Below are 20231 nucleotides of genomic sequence, written 5' to 3'. Positions count from 1 at the left end.
TCGGGCTTTCTTCCTTTTGTTTTAGGCCGATTGCGCGGCAATGCCGTTTCGTCTGAGTAGCCGGCTCTCGATCAGCGCCGCAATGTGATCCCGCACCTCTCTGTAGGCATCGAGAATCTGGTCGCGGCTGCCGGTTTCGCCGGTCGGATCCATGGTCGGCCAATACACCACTTCAACGGCGTTGGCACGCGTCAGTTCCAGCGCTGCGTGATGAGCCTGCGGCGACAGCGTGATGATCAGATCGAAGTAGTCGTCCTCGAGTTCGTCCAGCGTCTTCGGCAGGTGGCGGCCGAGCGAAAGGCCGATCTCTTCAAGCACGGCATCGACGAAGAGATCCCGCTCGCCGGCGCGAACGCCCGCCGAGCGTATATAGATGTTGGCAGGCAGCATGCTCCGGGCGATTGCCTCGGCCATCGGTGAGCGGATGGCATTCATGCCGCACATGAAGAGGATCGCGCCCGGCGCCTTGCCTTCTGCGGTGAGCGGAGCAGGCTCCATCCCGGTCATCCGCGCCAGTAGAGCACGCAGACCAGCGTGAAGATGCGCCGGGCCGTGTCGAAATCGACGTCGATCTTGCCCTTCAGCCTGTCCTTCAGCGTCTGCGAGCCCTCGTTGTGGATGCCGCGGCGGCCCATGTCGATCGCTTCGATGCGGCTCGGCGAAGCCGAACGGATCGCTTCGTAATAGCTTTCGCAGATCATGAAATAGTCTTTCACGATGCGGCGGAATGGCGTCAGCGACAGGATGTGGGTGGCAACATCGCCGCCTTCCTCCGTCCTGATGACGAAGACCAGCTTGCTGTCGACAAGCGAGATGTTGAGCTTGTAGGGCCCGCCCGGATGACCGGCGGGCTCGAAGGTATTTTCCTCGATCAGATCGAAGATAGCGACGGCGCGCTCGTGCTCGACATCGGGCGTCGAACGGCCGATCGTGTCGTCAAGGACGACATCAGAAAGCCGGAAGTCGCCCTTCACCATGCCTCACCTTTCGAGATTGAGGCGGATCGCGACCGATCGCGCATGAGCGTCGAGGCCTTCGGACACAGCCAAGGCGATCGCCGCCGGGCCAAGCTCGCGCAGCTGCTGCGGGCCGAGGCGCAGGATCGATGTGCGCTTGACGAAATCGAGCACTCCAAGGCCGGACGAGAAGCGCGCCGAACGCGCCGTTGGCAGCACGTGGTTGGAGCCGCCGACATAATCGCCGATCACTTCAGGCGTATGCGCGCCCATAAAGATCGCGCCGGCATTGCGAATGCCCGGGAGAAGCGCATCGGGATCGACGACCGCCAGCTCCAGATGCTCAGGGGCGATGCGGTTTGCGAGCGGGATGGCGTCCTTCAGATCCTTGACGAGGATGACGGCACCGAAATCGCGCCAGCTGGCGGCAGCGGTCTCGGCGCGGTTCAGCGTCTTCAACTGGCGCTCGACGGCGGCTTCGACGGCCTTGGCGAAGTCAGCATCATCGGTGGCGAGGATCGCCTGTGAGCTCGCGTCATGTTCAGCCTGGGCCAGCAGATCGGCGGCGATCCAGTCCGGATTGTTGTCCTTGTCGGCAATAACAAGCACTTCCGAGGGTCCGGCGATCATATCGATGCCGACAGTGCCGAACACATGGCGCTTGGCGGCCGCGACATAGGCATTGCCGGGGCCGGTGATCTTGGCGACGGGCGCGATGGTTTCCGTGCCATAGGCAAGTGCGGCGATCGCCTGTGCGCCGCCGACACGGTAGATTTCGGAGACGCCTGCGAGCTTCGCAGCTGCCAGTACCGCCGGATTGACGACGCCCCCGGTTGCCGGAACGGCGATGACGATGCGATCGACACCCGCAACCTTGGCCGGGACGGCATTCATCAGCACCGAGCTGGGGTAGCTCGCGGTACCGCCGGGAACATAGAGGCCGACGGCTTCGATCGCCGTCCAGCGCGAACCGAGGCCGACGCCCATGGCGTCTTCGTAGATATCGTCTTTCGGCAGCTGGCGGGCGTGATGGGATTCGATGCGGACGGCGGCGACCTTCAGCGCGCCCAGCACTTCGGCCGGAACTGCCTCGACGGCAGCGTCGATCTCAGCTTCGGTGACGCGCATCGGCACCTTGGCATAATCGATGCCATCGAATTTCTTCGAATATTCGGCAAGTGCGAAATCGCCGCGGGCGCGCACGTCATCGATGATGGCACGCACCGCGATGTTGACGTCTTCGGAGACCTCGCGCTTGGTCGTCAGAAAAGCGGCGAAACGCTGCTCGAAACCATCCGATGCCTGATCCAGCCAGATTGCCACGCTCAATTTCCTTCCAAACCAACGCTAAACATCAAACCGCGCAGAGACGATCGTCAGGCGCCTGGATGGCGCGGCTTGGAGGCGGTTTCCCATGCTCCGCCGATATCTGCAAGCTGAACTTCGATGCATTCGACATCGAGAACGATCTCGGCCGCACCCGACAGCGTGATTTCGATCGTGCCCTCTGGCCCCTCGCCCTTCGGCTCGAAAACGACCGACAGCAGTGAAAGCACTTCGTCGCGGCGCTTGCGGTCGATGCCGGTGGAGCGGACGGCGAGAACGCGCTTGAAAACGAGGGCAGCGCGGCGGCGCTCGAAGCCCTTGCGCTTGCCGTTTGCCTCTTCCCAGACGAAGCGGTTCGCGGCAAAGGCGAACTGGCCATCCTTGGGGGACCAGGCGATGTCGCCGATCTTGAAAACGGCGTCCTGCAGATGCGCGGAGACCACAGCAAGGTCTTCACTGTCGAGTGCAAGAAGCTTCAGATCGGTCATGCAGACTGTACCCCCGGTCGATGATACCGCACCGCCGGTATGGCGATGCGTTAGACAAGGGAAATAGGACGCCTGAGGGCAATGCGCAACAGCTATGCGGCAATGCCGGCAGGGGAAAGCAAAGGGCGGAAAACCGCCCTTCCCTTATTCGCTGACGCGTTCGACGATGGCGCCGCAGCGGGTGAGCTTTTCTTCCAGGCGCTCGAAGCCGCGATCGAGGTGATAGACGCGCGACACCATGGTCTCGCCTTCAGCCGCAAGACCGGCGATGACGAGTGAGACGGAAGCGCGCAGATCGGTTGCCATCACAGGCGCACCCTTCAGCCGCTGAACGCCTTCGATTTTCGCCGTCTGGCCGGACAGAGAGATCTTGGCGCCGAGGCGGGCCAGTTCCTGCACGTGCATGAAGCGGTTTTCGAAGATGGTTTCGGTGACATGCGAGACGCCGGACGAACGGGTCATCAGCGCCATGAACTGCGCCTGCAGGTCGGTCGGGAAGCCCGGGAAGGGATCGGTGACCACGTCGACGGGCTTGATGCCGGCGCCATTGCGCTTGATGCGCACGCCGCTGTTGGTCGCCGAAACATCGGCACCGGCGCGGCGCAGCGTTTCGAATGCGGTTTCGAGCAGCGCCATATCGGTGTTCTCGAGAACGACGTCACCGCCGGTCATGGCAACGGCCATGGCATAGGTGCCGGTTTCGATACGGTCGGGCAGAACCCGGTGGCGGGCGCCCGAGAGCGACTGCACGCCTTCGATGGTGATCGTCGGCGTGCCGGCACCTGATATCTTGGCACCCATGGCGATCAGGCAGTTGGCGAGATCGACGACTTCAGGCTCGCGAGCGGCATTGCCGATCACCGTCGTGCCGCGGGCAAGCGTTGCCGCCATCATCATCACGTGGGTGGCGCCGACCGAGACCTTCGGGAAGGTGTACTTGGCGCCGATGAGGCCGCCCTTCGGCGCCGTCGCGTTGATATAGCCGCTGTCGATTTCCAGGTTGGCGCCGAGCGCCGTCAGGCCTTCGAGGAAGAGATCGACAGGACGCGTGCCGATGGCGCAACCGCCCGGCAGAGAAACGCGGCACTGTCCCTCGCGCGCCAGAAGCGGACCGATGACCCAGAAGGAGGCGCGCATCTTCGAGACCAGCTCGTAAGGGGCGGTCGTATCGACGATGGTGCGGCAGGTGAAATGGATGGTGCGCGAATAGGCGTCGTCCTGGCGCTCGCGGCGGCCGTTGACGGCAACGTCGACGCCGTGATTGCCAAGGATGCGCATGAGCAGCTCGACATCGGCCAGATGCGGCACGTTTTCGAGCGTCAGCGTGTCGCTGGTCAGCAGAGACGCGATCATCAGCGGCAGTGCGGCGTTCTTGGCGCCGGAAATCGGGATGATGCCGTTAAGCTCATTCCCGCCGACAATTCTGATACGATCCATGGGGGCTTACGGGCTGCGCCCGCCTTTCCTGAAAGTTCTGCCTTTAAAAGGGATGGGGGTCTTTAGACGAATTCCCGCGACGCTTCAATTCGCCGCGGAGCCAACATTACGATTCGTCCATTTTTGCGGCAGGCAGGCCAATCGTCTCGTCTGCCTGCCCGGAACGGCGCGCCCGGACCTGCTGCTTGCGCCTCGAAAGATTTTCCCGGAGTTTTTCCGCAGCCCGCTCGCGCCGCAGCCGCGCCTGCTCCTCGATTGCCGCCTTGCGCCCATTTACAGGCTTTTCGCTATTGTCTTCCATACATTCTGCTTAGCGGATTCCCGCTCCCGCCAAAAGGCCTTCCTCGTTAATCCACGTGAAGTTCGAAATTGCGGCTTGCGCTTGTCCGGAACCTGTGGCAATAGGCGCCCCGTCCACGCAACACAGCCTGATGGCTCGAAGCGTTCCTGGTCCTGCTGCCGTAGCTCAGTGGTAGAGCACACCCTTGGTAAGGGTGAGGTCGGTGGTTCAATCCCACTCGGCAGCACCAGCTTTTCTTCAGATAATTCACGCATCCCCAGCTTACGCCGATCCTGCACAGTTACCTGGAATGTGCCGTCGCCAACATGAATGGCGGCACCGCTCCAACAGAGCAATTTATCAAGTTTCAGACCTCCCCCTTTTCTTTGACTTGTTGCCCCATAGTTAAATCCCTGTCGCCGAAAGGCTTTTTGGATAGGAGTGGGGATAAATGGGTGCTTCGATACTGATCGGTATTCTGATCACGTTTCTCGTCATCATTCTCGTATTGTACTTGGTTCAACGCCTGCCGATCGATGGCCGCACACGGCAGATCGTGCAGATTATCGTGATCATCATCGGTATCGTGTCGCTGCTGAAATACCTAGCTGTCTTCTAGGATCCGGGGCCCGGCTTTTGCCGGGCCACAATTCCCGCACGGGGCACGGCCACACGTTCGCCCTCGGCATCTCCTCCAATGTGAGGTGGCCGATCTGGCCGAGTTCAGTTCAAATCCCCCATTGCGACCGATGAATAACCCGCTAATATACCCTCAGCACGAGCCCTTCGGGAGGAACACGAGGTGCGTTGTGCGCGTTTGGCGTAAACACTGGAGGAATACGCCTATGGCAACTGACAGATGGGATAGTCCGGTCAAGGTCGGCTTCGAGGATACCGATGCCCGTACCGTTAACGGTCCGTTCGATGCATTGAAGTGCCTTGCCGATCTCTGGCCCGCGGCGCGCGGTCTGCGTTATCTGAAAGCCCGCAGCACCTGCCGCGCAGCGCTTGACGGCCGGAAGACGGCGGAAGAGGCGCGGCTGGAGTTTGTGGCAGCGGCCGAAGAGGCGAAGCTCAGGCTTCACTGACCGGCGACAGCTTCGGCCCTAAACAGCGACCCTGACGGCTGCGTGCCGGAACGGGACGGCTGTTTATTTTCATTTAACCAACGGTGAAGGACGGGCTGGATAGCCCAAGTATTGACGTTGCGCGCCGGCGCAGGCCGACAATAAAACATCGGCAGCCATCATGATGATGGTCAGAGGCTCGTCACCCTCTGCTTATGCAGACGAGCCTCGAACAGAGATAATTTTCGGAAATACTTCGGATATTTCACTCCTTCAACAGCCGGTATCGCTCTGGCTTTCGACTTCCACATAGCCGACGCCCATGATCGTGCCGTCAGGTGCGCGGATGAAGGACGGCACGTAATGCGCCTCGGCCGGCTGGCAGGCGACGGTGCTGGTATATTCGTTGAGCGCGATCTGATCCTGCGGCAGAGCCGAGTAATAATCGACATCGGTTTCCAAAGAGGCGGATGCGGGAATGGCAAATGCGGCGGAGGCAATGAAAAGGGCTGGAACCCCCATACGGATAAACGTCCTCATGACTCTCTCCAGCGTTGAAATCCGCCCAATCAACCCTTGAAGGGCGGCTTTGGTTCCCCGCTTTTCTTCGCACGATTTCACGCGCACTTGCCGGAACTTTTCGGGCAGCCGGTCTGTTCAATAGGGTTGAGAACAACGTGACCGGACGAAGTAGAATTAATCATGAAAACACTGATGCTGATCATCGTCGCGCTCATGGTGGCATCCGTTCTCAGTATTCTCGTCATCAAGCCCTTCGAGCAGGGCGGCAGCAACGGTGACACGCCGCCGAAAACGATACAGCAGCCGGAGCCGAAGTAGCGCACCACTCTGCCCCATCGCAAATTTCAACGCTCTCTACTTGGCGAAGCGGATCTCTGGCGCCATATCAATGAAGGGGCTGAAGGGGCAACTGTCATGTTCAAGGTCATCGTTCCGGTTTTCACCGCCGCCGCCATGCTGGTGGCCTGTAGCGCTGCCAATAGCGGCGCCGGGCCGACGCCTATTCCGGGCAGCCTCACCTATGGCGGCCCTGCCCGCTCCAAGCTGACGAAATCGCCACCCGGCAGCTATGTCTATAACAGCTTCTACAATTCGAGCGGCCAGAAGGTGCAGGAGACCTATATCCTGCAGCCGGACAGGACACTGAAACTGACACGCCAGGAAGTGGTTTCCGACTTCGTCTACTGACGCGCGCTTGACAGGAATCACTATCGAGAACATTCAAGGAACGTTTTATTTGTCCGTGCCGCTCTGCCGCGCGGGCGCCAACCGGACGGCTGGATGTATCTCGAGAAGCTCAACCCGCAACAGCGCATGGCCGTGGAGCATGGAACCCTCACCGAGGGCAGCCATGTCGCGGGACCGCTGCTGGTCATTGCCGGTGCCGGTTCCGGCAAGACCAACACGCTGGCGCACCGTGTCGCGCATCTGATCGTCAAGGGCGCCGATCCGCGCCGCATCCTGCTGATGACCTTCTCGCGCCGGGCCGCCTCCGAGATGGCGCGGCGCGTCGAGCGCATCTGCGCCGAAGTGCTCGGCGCCAATTCCGGCATCATGGCCGATGCGCTCGCCTGGAGCGGCACGTTCCACGGTATCGGCGCGCGGCTGTTGCGCGACTATGCAGAGCAGATCGGTGTCGATCCGGCTTTCACCATCCACGACCGGGAAGACAGCGCCGATCTGATGAACATCATCCGGCACGATCTCGGCTTCTCGAAGACCGAGAACCGATTCCCGACCAAGGGGACGTGCCTGGCGATCTATTCGCGGGTGGTCAATTCCGAGAGTGAACTGCCGCTGGTGCTGCGCGATGCCTTTCCCTGGTGCGCGACCTGGGAGAACCAGCTGCGCGATCTCTTCGGCGCCTATGTCGAGGCCAAGCAGGCGCAGAACGTGCTCGATTACGACGACCTGCTGCTCTACTGGGCGCAGATGGTGGCAGAGCCAATGATTGCCGAGGATATCGGCAGCCGCTTCGATCATGCGCTGGTCGACGAGTATCAGGACACCAACCGGCTGCAGTCCTCCATTCTGCTGGCGCTGAAGCCGGGCGGACAGGGACTGACCGTCGTCGGCGACGATGCGCAGTCGATCTATTCCTTCCGCGCCGCGACGGTGCGCAACATTCTCGACTTCCCGGCCTCGTTCACGCCTGCCGCCAATATCGTGACGCTCGACCGGAATTACCGCTCGACACAGCCGATCCTGGCGGCCGCCAATGCCGTCATCGACCTTGCCTCTGAGCGTTTCACCAAGAACCTCTGGACGGAGCGGCAATCGGCCGAGCGGCCGCGCCTGGTGACCGTTCGCGACGAGGCCGATCAGGCGCGCTTCGTCGCCGACAAGGTGCTGGAGAACCGCGAGGAAGGCGTCAAGCTGAAGAGCCAGGCGGTGCTGTTTCGTGCCTCGCATCACAGCGGCGCGCTGGAGGTGGAGCTCACCCGGCGCAACATTCCCTTCGTCAAATTCGGCGGGCTGAAGTTTTTGGACAGCGCGCATGTCAAGGACATGCTCGCGGCGCTGCGCTTTGCGCTCAATCCGCGCGATCGCGTCGCCGGGTTCCGGCTGATGCAGATCCTGCCAGGTGTCGGCCCTTCGACGGCGCAGAAGACGCTCGATCATATGGCCGCCGATCCGAGCCCGATCCAGGCGCTTGCCGAACTGGCCGCACCGCCGCGCTCGGGCGACGATTGGACGGCTTTCGTGTCCGTCATGCAGGAGCTGAAGACCGGCAAGGCCGGATGGCCTGCCGAAATCGGGCTGGTGCGCGAATGGTATCAGCCGCATCTGGAACGGCTGCATGAGGATGCCTCGACGCGTCAAGCCGACCTGCTGCAGCTCGAGCAGATTGCAGCGGGTTATCCTTCCCGCGAGCGCTTCCTGACGGAACTGACGCTCGATCCGCCGGATGCGACCAGCGACCAGGCCGGCGTGCCGCTGCTCGACGAGGATTACCTGATCCTTTCCACCATCCATTCGGCCAAGGGGCAGGAATGGACCAAGGTGTTCATGCTGAACGTCGTGGATGGCTGCATACCATCCGATCTGGCAGTCGGCAGCAGTGCGGAGATCGAGGAAGAACGGCGGCTGCTTTACGTCGCGATGACGCGGGCCAAGGACAATCTCGATCTCGTCGTGCCGCAGCGCTTCTTCACCCACGGACAGAATGCGCAGGGTGACCGGCATGTCTATGCCTCCCGCACCCGCTTCATCCCGGCAACGCTGCTGCAATTCTTCGAGGTCTGCGGTTGGCAGCAAGCGAAGGCCGAAACGGCGGCCAGCCAGCAGGCGCGCCAGGTGCGGATCGATGTCGGCGCACGCATGCGCGGCATGTGGCGCTAAAGGGCCAAGGGCTCGACGCGGCCGAAAAACGGCGCGAGGGCTTCAGGGCCGACCGCCGAGACATCCGCCGGTTTCCATTTCGGATTGCGATCCTTGTCGATGACGGCGGCGCGGACGCCCTCATAGAAGTCGGGCGTCTTCAGGATCTGCATGCAGGCAGCCAGTTCCCGGTTCAGACATTCTGCCAGGCTGGCGCTCGCCCTGCCCGCCCGCAGCAGACGCAGCGTCAGCTTCAGGCTGGTCGGCGAGCGTTTGGCGATGACGGTGCGCGTCTCGGCGGCGAAGGCTCCATCCTCTGCCTCCAGTGCCGCCAGAATGTCCTCGACGCTGTCGAAGCGGAAAGCGCGGTCGATGATCGCCCGGTTGTGCTCCAGATGGCCGGCATGGGGATGATTGGCGAGATGTTTCAGCATGGCATCGACGGTGGTCGACGACGATCCGACTGGCATGCGGGCCAGCGCATCGATCATCTCGGGCAAGCGGGCGGAGGCAATCTTGACGTCGGCAAGCCCGGCATAGAGCGCGTCCGTGGCATTCATTTCCAGGCCGGTCAGCCCTGCCCAGGTGCCGGTTTCGCCGGGCATGCGCGGCAGCAGCCAGGTGGCGCCGACATCCGGAAAATAGCCGATCCCGGTTTCCGGCATGGCAAGCCGCGTGCGCTCGGTTACAACCCGGTGGCGGCCATGCGCCGAAAGACCGACGCCGCCGCCCATGGTGATACCGTCCATGACCGCGATGTAGGGCTTGGTGAAATTGGCGATGCGATGGTTGAGCGCGAACTCCTCACGCCAGAAGGTCTCGGCCTCCTCCGAGCCTGCAAGGCCGCTCTGGTGGAGGGCGCGGATATCGCCGCCGGCGCAGAAGCCGCGCTCGCCCTCGCCTGTGACGACGATGCTCGCAACCGAAGGATCAGCTTCGAACTCGTCGAGCGCCGCGTCCAGCATGCGCACCATGATCAGCGTCAGGCTATTCAGCGCCTTGGGACGGTTGAGGCGGATGATACCCGCGCTGCCGCGCCGTTCGATGAAGACTTCCCGGTCGGATGTTTTATGCATTGTCGCCACGCCTTTGTTGATCAGATATCAATAGACAGGCGCGGCACTTCGTTCCAGTGGGATCAGTAAGGCAGCATCGCGTGCAAAGGCTCTTGGCCGATCATCAGGCCGTCGCGCTGCAGCGCATAGTCGATCGCCGCGTCGAGTTTCAGCGGCCGGGAGAAATGGTAGCCCTGCGCCAGTCGCACGCCCATCGCCCGCAGACCGTCGGCGACCTCTTCGCTCTCCACGCCTTCGGCAACCGATGCGATGCCGAGGTTCTGGCAAAGATTGGCGACGGAGCGGGTGATGTTCATCGAGCGGATGTCGCGATCGAAATTCATCACAAAGGCCTTGTCGATCTTCAGCTTGTCGAAGGCGAGACGATGGATGTGGCTGAGGCTGGAGAAGCCGGTGCCGAAATCGTCGAGCGCGATCGATATACCGGCGGCGCGCAACACGCCGATCACCTGGTCGGCCGTGTCGAAATCGGAAAGCAGCGCCGTCTCGGTGATCTCGAACTCGATACGCTTTGGATCGACGCCGGAGCGATGGATCATGGCCAGGAGAGCCATCGACGTCTCGTGGTCGCAGATATCGCGGGCCGAAAGGTTGAACGACAGGCGCAGATGATCGGGGATCTGCTTCAGCGCGTCGAGCGCCTGACCGAACAGCACGCGGGTCATCCGGCCGATGACGGCCGTGCGCTCGGCGGCTGGAATGAAGGCATCCGGGCTGATGCGACCGAAGCGGGCGCTGTCCCAGCGCGCCAAGGCCTCGTAGCCGACGACGCGGCCGCTCTTGAGCTCGATGATCGGCTGGTATTCAAGCGATAGCTCGCTGGCGAAATCGTTGGCCTGCAGTTCGAGCTCGATCAGGTAGCGCTGGGTCAGTATCTTCTCGTGTTCAGCCGAGAAGAATTCGACGCCGCCGCGGCGCTTGCTCTTCACCTGATAGAGCGCGAAGTCGGCCTTCTCGTAGAGATCTTCGGCGGAGAGATCGCCACCCTCGGGATAGACGATGCCACAGGATCCGGAGACGCGCACCGAACCGTCGGGAATTTCGAAGGCTTCGTGAACGGAGGCGCAGAGAGCCTGGCCGAGATCGGCAGTCGCTCTGCGGCTGATACCTTGCGGGAAGATGATACCGAACTCATCGCCGCCGAGACGGGAAACGACAGCCTCGCTGCCGGCAAGCGCGGTGAAGCGGCGCGCTGTCTCCTTGAGCACGAGATCACCCGCCGAATGGCCGAAGATATCGTTGACAGGCTTGAAGCCGTCGAGGTCGATGATGCCGATAACCGGCGGCTCCTTTGGCTGCTCCTGCAGCATGCGCTCCAGCGACAGGAAGAAGCTGCGGCGATTGGCAAGGCCGGTCAATTGATCCTGAAGCGCGTTGCGGCTGTTGACGAGGTTCAGCTCATGCGCTTCGGCCTGCTTCTTCTCCAGCTCCTCGGTCATCTGCACGAGACCGGCGAAATTCTGGAAATAGCTGTTGATCACCCGCAGGAACGGAAGGATCAGGAACAGACCGCTGACGGCGGTGGCGATGAAAACAGGATTTCCTGACGACAGGAAGGTCAGCACCATGGCCGTGAAGGTGATGACCGTGGTGATCATCGCCGCGACCGGCAGGTGCATGAGACAGAAGACGCAGGAAATACCTGTCACGACGAGGAAGTAGGCGATCTGGCCCTGCTGGTAGGCATCGCCGTAGCTGTAGAGCGCGACGGCCCAGGCGCCGAAGGCGATGGTGAGAATGCAGGAGCCGGCGATCGTCACGCGCATCACCTTGTAGGCGCGTTCAGGCGTGACGTTTTCCTTGCCGTTGATCTCCCACCAGCAGAGGCGGAACAGGCAGGCGACACTGAGGCCGGTCGGGATATAGAGCGACAGCCAGAGCGGCGCGGTCTTGATGTGGGTGATCGCGACGGCCAGCGAATTGATGATCAGCAGGACATAGAGAATCGGGATCTGTGTCGACAGAGCCTGAAACTGTGCCATCAAGAACTTCGGGTTGTCTTTTTGCAGCCGTAGCGAAGCGATGAAGCTTTTCATTGTCCCTTTTCCCTTGGCCATAAAACAGCCAGGGAAAGCTTGATTTTTTCTTATTTACGCCAGCGCTAGCCCTCTATCCTCAGACAGATGGTAAACACCATGTTAGCGCGATCAGAACGATGCGGCGGCGAGTTCGCGGTAGATGCCCTGGAGATCGCCGACGCGGCGCTGGGTCAGTTCCAATTCCCAATCAAGCGCGCTGCGAACGATGGTTTCCAGCGAGTCATGCTTCGGAGCCCAATCGAGCAGGCGTCGCGCCAGCGTTGCATCGGCAACGACGCTGGCGGAATCGCCCGGGCGGCGTGGCGCCATGTGGATCTTGAACGAGTGGCCGTGGACGCGGGTGACCATGTTCAGCACATCGAGAACGGAATAGCCCGAGCCGTAACCGCAATTGGCGACCAACGAACCCTTGCCCTTGCGCAGGTGCTGTAGCGCCTTCAGGTGCGCCTCGGCGAGATCGGTCACATGGATGTAGTCGCGCACACCGGTGCCATCATGCGTTGGATAGTCGACGCCATAGACGGCGACGCTGTCGCGCTTGCCGAGGGCCGCTTCGCAAGCGACCTTGATCAGATGCGTCGCGCCATTGGTGGACTGGCCGGCGCGACCCTCGGGATCGGCGCCCGCAACATTGAAATAGCGAAGGGCCACGTAGTCGAAGTCATAGGCTGCGGCCGCATCGCGCAGCATGAACTCGGTCATCAGCTTCGACTGGCCGTAGGGATTTTCCGGATTGAGGCTGGCGGTCTCCTTGACCGGATCGGAATTCGGCTGCGGTCCATAGACAGCAGCGGTCGATGAGAAGACGAAATGGCGTACGCCGGCTTCGATAGACGCGCTGAGCAACGCGCGCGTCTTGCCGGAATTGTTGTCGTAATAGGAGAGCGGATCTGAAACCGACACCGGTACGACGGCCGAACCGGCGAAATGGATGATCGCCTCGATGTCGTTTTCGATAAAGATCGTCCGCAGAATATCGGGATCGGCAACATCGCCGAGATAGAAGCGGGCCGCAGGCGCAACCGCCCAGCGGAAGCCGGTCGATAGGCGATCGAGCACGACCACCTCTTCACCCGCCTCAAGCAGCGTCCAGACCATATGGCTGCCGATATAGCCAGCGCCGCCCGTCACCAAGATTGCCATGTCCCGCATTCCCTGTTTTATCGCACAGGGGCATCAGACGGGTTTTCCCTTTCGGATTTTCTTATCAAAGACCCGTTTTGGGCCGTTCCGGCGGCTAAGTTTGCGGCTGTGGTTAGAGGCCGATTTCGGCTTTCGCTACAATTTTATCGAACCGGCCAAATACGGGGCAGATGCCCGGCTGATGGCGCCGGGCATTCCGATCTCAGCGGCTCATGATGTAGTCGCAAAGGCGCTCGGCGGCGGTGCGAACCTGGGCCGGATCGCGCAGGAAACAGGCACGCAGGAAGAGTTCGCCGCCCGCGCCGAAAGCCGCACCCGGCGCCAGGCCGACACCGGTCTTGTCGACGATATCGATCGCGGCCTTGCGGCTGTCGGTGACGCCGTCGATCTTCAGGAACGCATAGAGAGCGCCATCGGGCTTCAGCGTCTCGACGCGATTGGTGGCGATCAGGGCGTCGCAGAGGATATCGCGGGCTTCGGTGGCTTTGCGAATGTTGGCGGCGACGAAATCATCGCCGTGGTTGAGCGCTGCGACCGCGCCCTTCTGCATGAACTGCGCAACGCCCGAGGTCGAATACTGGATCAGGTTTTCCAGCACCTGCCCGGTTTCCGGCGGGCCGACGATCCAGCCGACGCGCCAGCCGGTCATCGACCAGTTCTTAGAAAAGGAATTGACGAAGAAGATCTTGTCGCCCGGTTCCATGACGTCGAAGAACGAAGGCGCGCGGCCGCCGGCGTAGAAGTAGCGGGCATAGATCTCGTCGGCCATGATCCAGAGACCGTGCTTGCGGGCGATCTCGAGAATCTGTGCCAGATCCTGCTTCGTCGCCGTCCAGCCCGTCGGGTTCGACGGTGTGTTGACGAAGAGGCCCTTGGTCTTCGGCGTGATCGCGGCTTCGATCCGGTCGAGATCAACCGCCCATTTGCCGCCTTCGAACTGAAGCTCGACGCCCACCGAACGGGCGCCGGCGATTTCGAGTGCGGCTGCGATATTCGGCCAGGCGGGCGTCAGATAGGCGATCTCGTCGCCCGGCGAGGTCATCGCCTGCACGGCGATCTGGATCGCCTGCATGCCGGAGCCGGTGACGTAGAAATGTTCCGGCGAGAGCGTCACGCCGAAATGGCGGGCGTAGTAATCGGAGAGTGCCTGGCGAAGCTCTGGTATGCCGCGCTGCCAGGTGTAGAAGGTTTCCCCGGCCGCCAGTGCATCCATCGCCGCCTTGCTGATAAAATCAGGGGTCGGAAGATCGCCCTCACCGACCCAAAGGGGCAGCAGACCTTCGCGGCCGCGGGCGTAATTGACGACTTCGACGATCCCGCTTTCGGGTGCCGTGATGGCGCGCGGGCTGAGGCTATTGACGATCGACATGAAGGACTCCGGTTTTGGACTTCATAGAACAAAACCCGGCGCAAATCCCAATGAGAAAGCGTGATGTCACATCGATTTTCGTGATGGATCGAGCCCTGCCTGATGGCAGGGCTCAAAGGCACTGAAATCAGGCCGGACGCTTGGCCAGAAGATCGCGGATTTCCGTCAGCAGCGCCACGTCTGCCGGCGGCGGCGCGTCTTCCGCAGCCTTCTCCTCGTTACGCTCGATCTGCTTGCGCAGCATGTTTACGGCCTTGACCATCAGGAAGATGATCCATGCGAGGATGAGGAAGTTGATGAGGACGGTGATGAAATTGCCATAGGCAAAGACGGCGCCCTGCGCGCGGGCGGCAGCCAGCGTCGGTGCGTTGACGGCCGATGAGAGACCAATGAAATAGTTCGAGAAGTCGAAGCCGCCGAAGATGGCACCGACGATCGGCATGATGATGTCGTCGACAAGCGACTTGACGATACCGCCGAAAGCGCCGCCGATAATGACACCGACCGCCAGGTCCATGACGTTACCGCGGGCAATAAACGCTTTGAATTCGTTGAGCATCCGATCTGTCTCCCTCTGATGCGCACTCACTGACAGTCCGTGCTTTATTAGCTACATGTCCGCCATAATTATTCAATTGTTAATTTTGAATAACCACTTCTTCCGGCGTCTTGGACTTAAGGTCTAGACCGCCCCGATTTCCAAAGGGCGGCATTTCCCCTAATCTTTGAAACTCAAGGGGCCCGGCGAACAACTCGCCGGTGGAGGATCGATGCTTCCTGGCTGGGTCATAATCGCGTCTGCCTTCGGCTACATGCTGCTGCTGTTTGCCGTCGCGAGCTATGGCGACCGCAAAAGCCGCCGGCTTGGCACGCAGGAAGGCGGCTGGCCCGTTGTCTATGCGCTCAGCCTGGCGATCTATTGCACGTCCTGGACCTATTTCGGCGGTGTCGGCCTTGCCTCGCAGCACGGCCTCGAATTTGCCGGGATCTATATCGGACCGATCCTGGTCTTCACGCTCGGCATGCCGCTCCTGCGGCGGATCATCGAGCTTGCCAAAGCCGAGAAGCTGACGTCGGTCGCCGACTTCATAGCGGCGCGCTACGGGAAAAATTCAACCGTCGCGACGATCGTTGCATTGATCTCGCTGGTCGGCGTCATTCCCTATATCGCGCTGCAGCTGAAGGCGATTTCGAGCACCGTTTCTGTTGTCGTGAACCCGCAGGATTACGGCATCGGCAGCGGCAATCTCTATTTCCTCGACCTGCCGCTGATCGTCACCCTCATGCTTGCCTGTTTCGCGGTGATGTTCGGCACCCGCCACACGGATGCGACCGAGCATCAAGACGGGCTGATCCTCGCCGTCTCGATGGAATCCGTCGTCAAGCTCATCGCCTTTCTCACAGCCGGCATCTGCGTCATCTGGTTCCTGTTCGACGGGCCGATGGATCTCTGGGAGAAAAGTGCGGCGAACCCCTTGGTGACCGCAGCACTGGATTACCAGACGCCGATCAGCCGCTGGATCGTGCTGACGCTGCTCTCGGCCTTTGCGATCATCATGCTGCCGCGGCAGTTCCATGTGACCGTCGTCGAAAACAGGACGGCCAAGCAGCTCAGGCTCGCGGGCTACCTGTTCCCGCTTTATCTCGTCGCCATCAATCTCTTCGTGCTGCCGGTGGCGATCGGCGGGTTGCTGACCTTCGGCGGCGCCGGCAATGCCGACCTCTATGTGCTCTCACTGCCGCTTGCCGGGCAGATGCCCATGGTGTCGCTGATCACCTTCATCGGCGGCTTCTCGGCGGCAACAGCGATGGTGATCGTCGATTCCGTGGCGTTGTCGATCATGGTGTCGAACGACATCATCATGCCGATCTTCCTGCGGCGGAAGCTCGCTGGACGCGCCAGCCAGCGCGACGACTTTGCCAAGACGCTGCTCAACATCCGCCGTAGCGCCATTTTCGCTGTCCTGCTGCTCGGCTATGCCTATTACCGCTCGACCGACAGTACGGCGGGTCTCGCCTCGATCGGCCTGCTCTCCTTTGCGGCGATCGGACAGATCGCGCCGGCGCTGTTCGGCGGCCTCGTGTGGCGGCGGGCGAATGCGCGCGGCGCGATCCTCGGGCTGACGTCCGGCTTCGTCATCTGGTTCTATCTGCTGTTCCTGCCGTCGCTCGGCGGGCCCGATTATTCCTATATCGCCAGCGGCTTCCTGGGCTTCCTGTTTCCCGGCACCACCGTGTTCACAGCGCCGGATGCCGACCCTCTCGTCAACGCAACGACGATGAGCCTGCTGGTCAACACGGCTTTCTTCATCGTCGGCTCGATGACGCGCAATGCCCGGCCGCTGGAGCGCATCCAGGCGGGCATCTTCGTCAAGCGGCAGTCGCGCTCGCAATTTGCGACACGCGGCTGGAAGACGCGGATCAGCGTCGGCGATCTGAAGGCCGCCATCGCCCGCTATCTCGGCGAGGAACGGATGCAGCGCTCGCTTGCGACTTACGAGCAAAGCTCCGGCCGCAAGCTGGAAGACGACCAGCCGGCCGACATGGCGCTGATCCACTTCAGCGAACAGCTGCTCGGCAGCGCGATCGGCTCGTCTTCGGCAAGGCTGGTGCTGTCGCTGATCCTGCAGAAGATCGAGGATGCGTCGTCGGATACGGCCTGGCTGCTCGACCAGGCGAGCGAGGCGCTGCAATATAACCAGGACATGCTGCAGACGGCCTTGTCGCAGATGGATCAGGGGATCGCCGTCTTCGACAGTTCAAACCGGCTGACGATCTGGAACCGGCGCTTCCGCCAGCTGCTCGACCTGCCTGAAGATGTCGGCCGGGTCGGATTTCCGCTGTCGGAGATCGTCGCCATTCTCGGCCAGCGCGGCGACATCCCGGCGGCCGATCTGGCACAGACCGTGCGCCACTTCCAGACGCTCGACAAACCGTTCTCGCTGGTGCTCGGCGGCGGCGACAGCATCATCGAAGTGCGCTCCAACGCCATGCCGGACAAGGGCATCGTCGCCACCTTCACCGACATTACCCAGCGTGTCGAGGCCGACAGGGCGCTGAAACAGGCGAACGAAACGCTGGAGCAGCGCGTTGCCGAACGCACCGCCGAGCTGACGCGGGTCAACCACGAGCTCGGCGAAGCGCGTGCCTCGGCCGACGAGGCCAATATCGGTAAGACCCGCTTCTTTGCCGCCGCCGGCCACGACATTCTGCAGCCGCTGAATGCCGCGCGGCTCTATTCATCGGCACTGGTCGAGCGCATGGCGCAATCCGACAACGGGCCGATCGTGCGCAACATCGACTCGGCGCTCGAGTCGGTCGAGACCATTCTCGGCGCCGTGCTCGACATCTCGCGGCTGGATACCGGCGCGATGAGGCCGCGGCTGACGACGGTGCCGCTGTCGGATCTTCTCCAGCGGATCGAGACCGACTTCGCGCCGATCGCCCGCGAGAAGAAGCTGAAGCTGGTGGTGATGCCGACCACCCTCAAGGTGCGCTCCGACCCGAACCTGTTGCGCCGCCTGGTGCAGAACCTCGTCTCCAATGCCATCAAATATACGCTGACCGGCAAGGTACTGGTCGGCGTGCGCCGGCGCGGCGACAAGGTGGTGATCCAGGTGATGGATTCCGGCATCGGCATTCCGCCCTCGAAATTCCGCACCGTCTTCAAGGAGTTCGCCCGCCTCGACGAAGGCGCCAGGACGGCAACCGGGCTCGGGCTCGGGCTTTCGATCGTCGATCGCATCGCCCGCGTTCTGAACCACCCGGTGGAACTGCACTCGACGCACGGCAAGGGAACCGATTTCCGCATCGCCATGCCGCTCGACACGACGAAGCTCGGGGCAGCGCCGGTTGCGGCTGTCAGCACTGAACGCCAAGCGCAGACGCTCCGGGGCCTCAAGATCCTCTGCATCGACAACGAACCGAATATTATCGAGGGCATGCGGCTTCTGATTTCGGGCTGGGGCTGCGAGGTGCAATCGCTGGCTTCACTCGCCGAAGTGGCGGACTTCCACGCGCCCACACCCGACCTGGTGATCGCCGACTATCACCTCGACGACGGGACCGGCATTGCCGCGATCCTCGATCTGCGCCAGCGCTTCGGCGCCGAGCTTCCGGCACTGCTTCTGACAGCCGACCGGACACTCGAAATCCGGGCTGAAGCAGAACGCCACGGGATTGCCGTGCAGCACAAGCCGGTGCGCCCGGCCGCACTTCGCGCCTTCATCACGCAGATTTCGGGCCAGAAGCGAGCAGCCGCGGAATGAAGTCTCCCCAGAGAACCTGCCTGCCGGACCGTCGTCGCCATGCGCGAAAACGCAAGCGCAGCGGTTGTACAAAAGATCGCCGCCGGTGCCCGCAATGGTAGGCTAATGCAAAAGGCTGAATTGCAATAGCGTGCGATCCATCGCCTCATTGAGCCGGGCAACAATCTTCTATCCTCATCGACACGGGTCCGCCCTGGACCCCTGGCAAAGCTTTGGTTCCACATATGCGCCTGATTGTCGTCAATGACGTTTCCGTTGTCCGGGGTGGCGCCACCAAGGTTGCCATCCAATGCCTGGAAGCCTGTGTCGATGCCGGAGTCAACTGCACCTTCTTCGTTGGTGACGACGGGGCGGGGCTGAAGGAATACGGGCTTGATGTGCGCACCATCGCGCTCGGCGAGAAGCCGCTGCGCGACGGCCCTGCGATCGCCAATATCTTCGACCGGCATTTCAACAAGCGGGCCTATGAGGCGCTCTCCGGGCTGCTCAAGGAATCCACCGACGAGACGGTGGTCCATGTTCACGGCTGGAACCAAATCCTCTCGCCCTCGATCTTCCACGCGCTGTCACAGAGCAACGCGCGTGTCATCATCACCGCCCATGACTTTTTCCTCAACTGCCCGAATGGCGGCCTGTTGAACTACAAGAGCGGCGAGATCTGCGGCGTGACGCCGATGTCTCTCGGCTGCCTGACCACCAATTGCGACAAGCGCAACTATCTGCACAAGCTCTGGCGCTTCCGCCGCACGCTGGCGCAGGCCGGTGTCGGCGAGGCCTTCTGGGAGCGGATCGAGGTGATCCTGGCGCATGAAAACATGGAAGCCTATCTGACGCCCGGGCCGCTCAAGCATTTCCAGACGCTGCGCACGCCAACTGAACCACTGACCCGCCAGCCGACCGAGCCGTGGCTTCGCGAGCGCATCATGTTTCTCGGCCGCATGACCTGGGAAAAGGGTGTGCGCACGCTCGGCGATGCGCTCAGGATGACCGGCCAGGCCGCGACCCTGATCGGCCGCGGGCCGCTGCTCGAAGAGATGCAGAAGACCCTGCCGCATTGCTGGGTTCCCGGCTGGCTGGATGATGCCACCGTCGCCAGGCTTGCCGGCGAAGCGCGCGTCTTCATCATGCCGTCGCGCATGCCGGAACCCTATGGCCTTGTCGCCGCCGAGGCGATCATGAGCGGGATACCGCTGATCGTCAGCAGCAATGCGCTGATCTCCGAAGAGATCGCGGCGAATGGCGCCGGGCTGGTGTTCAAGAGTGGCGATGCCGCCTCGCTGGCCGACGCGCTCGGCAAGGTGAAGAACGACAGTCTTGTCGAAAAACTCACCGAGGGCGCCCGCGCCTTCGGAAAGAAGATCGCACCCTCCCGCCAGGAATGGGACCGGAAGATGATCGCGATCTACACGGGGGAAAATGCCTTTCTTGCGGCCTAGGAGG

19 protein-coding genes and 1 tRNA gene are annotated in these 20231 nt (G+C 61.9%); 8 read left to right on the top strand and 12 right to left on the bottom strand.

Translation table 11 applies throughout. The features are described 5' to 3' along the window. Positions 1-21: 21 nt before the first annotated feature. The 6 genes from AC1DNK_RS02395 to AC1DNK_RS02370 form a co-directional block, all read right to left on the bottom strand. Positions 22-507, bottom strand: coding sequence for an arsenate-mycothiol transferase ArsC (locus tag AC1DNK_RS02395; RefSeq protein WP_477939136.1), 486 nt, complete (start codon positions 505-507; stop codon positions 22-24). Beyond that, on the bottom strand, positions 504-977 hold the full coding sequence (locus tag AC1DNK_RS02390; RefSeq protein WP_477939135.1) for a UPF0262 family protein: 474 nt from the start codon (positions 975-977) through the stop codon (positions 504-506). The genes AC1DNK_RS02395 and AC1DNK_RS02390 overlap by 4 nt, the downstream gene beginning before the upstream one ends. Positions 978-980: 3 nt before the next feature. Continuing rightward, positions 981-2279 carry a histidinol dehydrogenase gene (gene hisD, locus AC1DNK_RS02385; RefSeq protein ID WP_477939133.1) on the bottom strand — a complete coding sequence of 433 codons (1299 nt, stop codon included), beginning with the start codon at positions 2277-2279 and terminating at the stop codon, positions 981-983. Positions 2280-2332: 53 nt separating this feature from the next. Then, positions 2333-2770 (bottom strand): DUF2948 family protein, encoded by a 438-nt coding sequence (locus AC1DNK_RS02380; RefSeq protein ID WP_477939132.1) that lies wholly within the window; start codon positions 2768-2770, stop codon positions 2333-2335. A 144-nt stretch (positions 2771-2914) separates the two neighbouring features. Continuing rightward, positions 2915-4207 carry a UDP-N-acetylglucosamine 1-carboxyvinyltransferase gene (gene murA, locus AC1DNK_RS02375; protein ID WP_477939131.1) on the bottom strand — a complete coding sequence of 431 codons (1293 nt, stop codon included), beginning with the start codon at positions 4205-4207 and terminating at the stop codon, positions 2915-2917. 106 nt (positions 4208-4313) lie between these two features. Continuing rightward, on the bottom strand, positions 4314-4508 hold the full coding sequence (locus AC1DNK_RS02370; protein ID WP_310293036.1) for a hypothetical protein: 195 nt from the start codon (positions 4506-4508) through the stop codon (positions 4314-4316). A gap of 154 nt (positions 4509-4662) precedes the next feature. Between AC1DNK_RS02370 and AC1DNK_RS02365 the strand changes: the two genes are divergently transcribed. From AC1DNK_RS02365 to AC1DNK_RS02355, 3 genes are all read left to right on the top strand, one after another. Further along, positions 4663-4737 (top strand) — tRNA-Thr (locus AC1DNK_RS02365). Positions 4738-4938: 201 nt separating this feature from the next. Further along, positions 4939-5106: a Thivi_2564 family membrane protein gene (locus AC1DNK_RS02360; RefSeq protein WP_112387546.1), complete on the top strand. Its 168-nt coding sequence runs from the start codon at positions 4939-4941 to the stop codon at positions 5104-5106. A 226-nt stretch (positions 5107-5332) separates the two neighbouring features. Beyond that, positions 5333-5575 carry a DUF982 domain-containing protein gene (locus AC1DNK_RS02355; protein WP_112387545.1) on the top strand — a complete coding sequence of 81 codons (243 nt, stop codon included), beginning with the start codon at positions 5333-5335 and terminating at the stop codon, positions 5573-5575. A 252-nt stretch (positions 5576-5827) separates the two neighbouring features. On the opposite strand, the gene AC1DNK_RS02350 is transcribed toward AC1DNK_RS02355, so the two are convergent. Further along, positions 5828-6094, bottom strand: a complete 267-nt coding sequence (locus AC1DNK_RS02350; protein WP_477939130.1) for a hypothetical protein — start codon at positions 6092-6094, stop codon at positions 5828-5830. Between the two features lie 162 nt (positions 6095-6256). On the opposite strand from AC1DNK_RS02350, the gene AC1DNK_RS02345 reads away from it, so the two are divergent. The 3 genes from AC1DNK_RS02345 to AC1DNK_RS02335 all read left to right on the top strand — a co-directional run bounded on the left by AC1DNK_RS02345 (position 6257) and on the right by AC1DNK_RS02335 (position 8917). Then, positions 6257-6394 carry a hypothetical protein gene (locus AC1DNK_RS02345; RefSeq protein ID WP_477939128.1) on the top strand — a complete coding sequence of 46 codons (138 nt, stop codon included), beginning with the start codon at positions 6257-6259 and terminating at the stop codon, positions 6392-6394. A 135-nt stretch (positions 6395-6529) separates the two neighbouring features. Next, entirely contained in the window at positions 6530-6763 is a 234-nt protein-coding gene (locus AC1DNK_RS02340) for a hypothetical protein (RefSeq protein WP_477939863.1), read from the top strand. A 93-nt stretch (positions 6764-6856) separates the two neighbouring features. Further along, positions 6857-8917, top strand: coding sequence for an ATP-dependent helicase (locus tag AC1DNK_RS02335; protein WP_477939127.1), 2061 nt, complete (start codon positions 6857-6859; stop codon positions 8915-8917). On the opposite strand, the gene AC1DNK_RS02330 is transcribed toward AC1DNK_RS02335, so the two are convergent. The 5 genes from AC1DNK_RS02330 to mscL all read right to left on the bottom strand — a co-directional run bounded on the left by AC1DNK_RS02330 (position 8914) and on the right by mscL (position 15082). After that, positions 8914-9972 (bottom strand): enoyl-CoA hydratase/isomerase family protein, encoded by a 1059-nt coding sequence (locus tag AC1DNK_RS02330; protein ID WP_477939125.1) that lies wholly within the window; start codon positions 9970-9972, stop codon positions 8914-8916. The two genes, AC1DNK_RS02335 and AC1DNK_RS02330, sit on opposite strands and share 4 nt — an antisense overlap. Before the next feature lie 62 nt (positions 9973-10034). Further along, positions 10035-12008 carry a putative bifunctional diguanylate cyclase/phosphodiesterase gene (locus AC1DNK_RS02325; protein WP_477939124.1) on the bottom strand — a complete coding sequence of 658 codons (1974 nt, stop codon included), beginning with the start codon at positions 12006-12008 and terminating at the stop codon, positions 10035-10037. Between the two features lie 111 nt (positions 12009-12119). After that, complete coding sequence (galE, locus tag AC1DNK_RS02320; protein ID WP_477939123.1) at positions 12120-13154, bottom strand: UDP-glucose 4-epimerase GalE; 1035 nt, start codon at positions 13152-13154, stop codon at positions 12120-12122. Between the two features lie 202 nt (positions 13155-13356). Continuing rightward, positions 13357-14523 (bottom strand): pyridoxal phosphate-dependent aminotransferase, encoded by a 1167-nt coding sequence (locus AC1DNK_RS02315; protein ID WP_477939122.1) that lies wholly within the window; start codon positions 14521-14523, stop codon positions 13357-13359. A 127-nt stretch (positions 14524-14650) separates the two neighbouring features. Beyond that, entirely contained in the window at positions 14651-15082 is a 432-nt protein-coding gene (gene mscL / locus AC1DNK_RS02310; protein WP_112387538.1) for a large conductance mechanosensitive channel protein MscL, read from the bottom strand. Positions 15083-15293: 211 nt separating this feature from the next. On the opposite strand from mscL, the gene AC1DNK_RS02305 reads away from it, so the two are divergent. Both AC1DNK_RS02305 and AC1DNK_RS02300 read left to right on the top strand, forming a co-directional pair. Continuing rightward, positions 15294-18791 carry a hybrid sensor histidine kinase/response regulator gene (locus AC1DNK_RS02305; RefSeq protein ID WP_477939120.1) on the top strand — a complete coding sequence of 1166 codons (3498 nt, stop codon included), beginning with the start codon at positions 15294-15296 and terminating at the stop codon, positions 18789-18791. Positions 18792-19015: 224 nt separating this feature from the next. After that, the gene (locus AC1DNK_RS02300; protein ID WP_310293062.1) at positions 19016-20227 is read left to right on the top strand and encodes a glycosyltransferase family 4 protein; all 1212 of its coding nucleotides are present in this window, start codon (positions 19016-19018) and stop codon (positions 20225-20227) included. The last annotated feature ends 4 nt before the right edge of the window (positions 20228-20231 follow it).

The sequence above is a fragment of the Rhizobium sp. 01N424 genome, from assembly GCF_056399485.1.
This window is presented reverse-complemented; position numbering and strand designations above follow the sequence as displayed.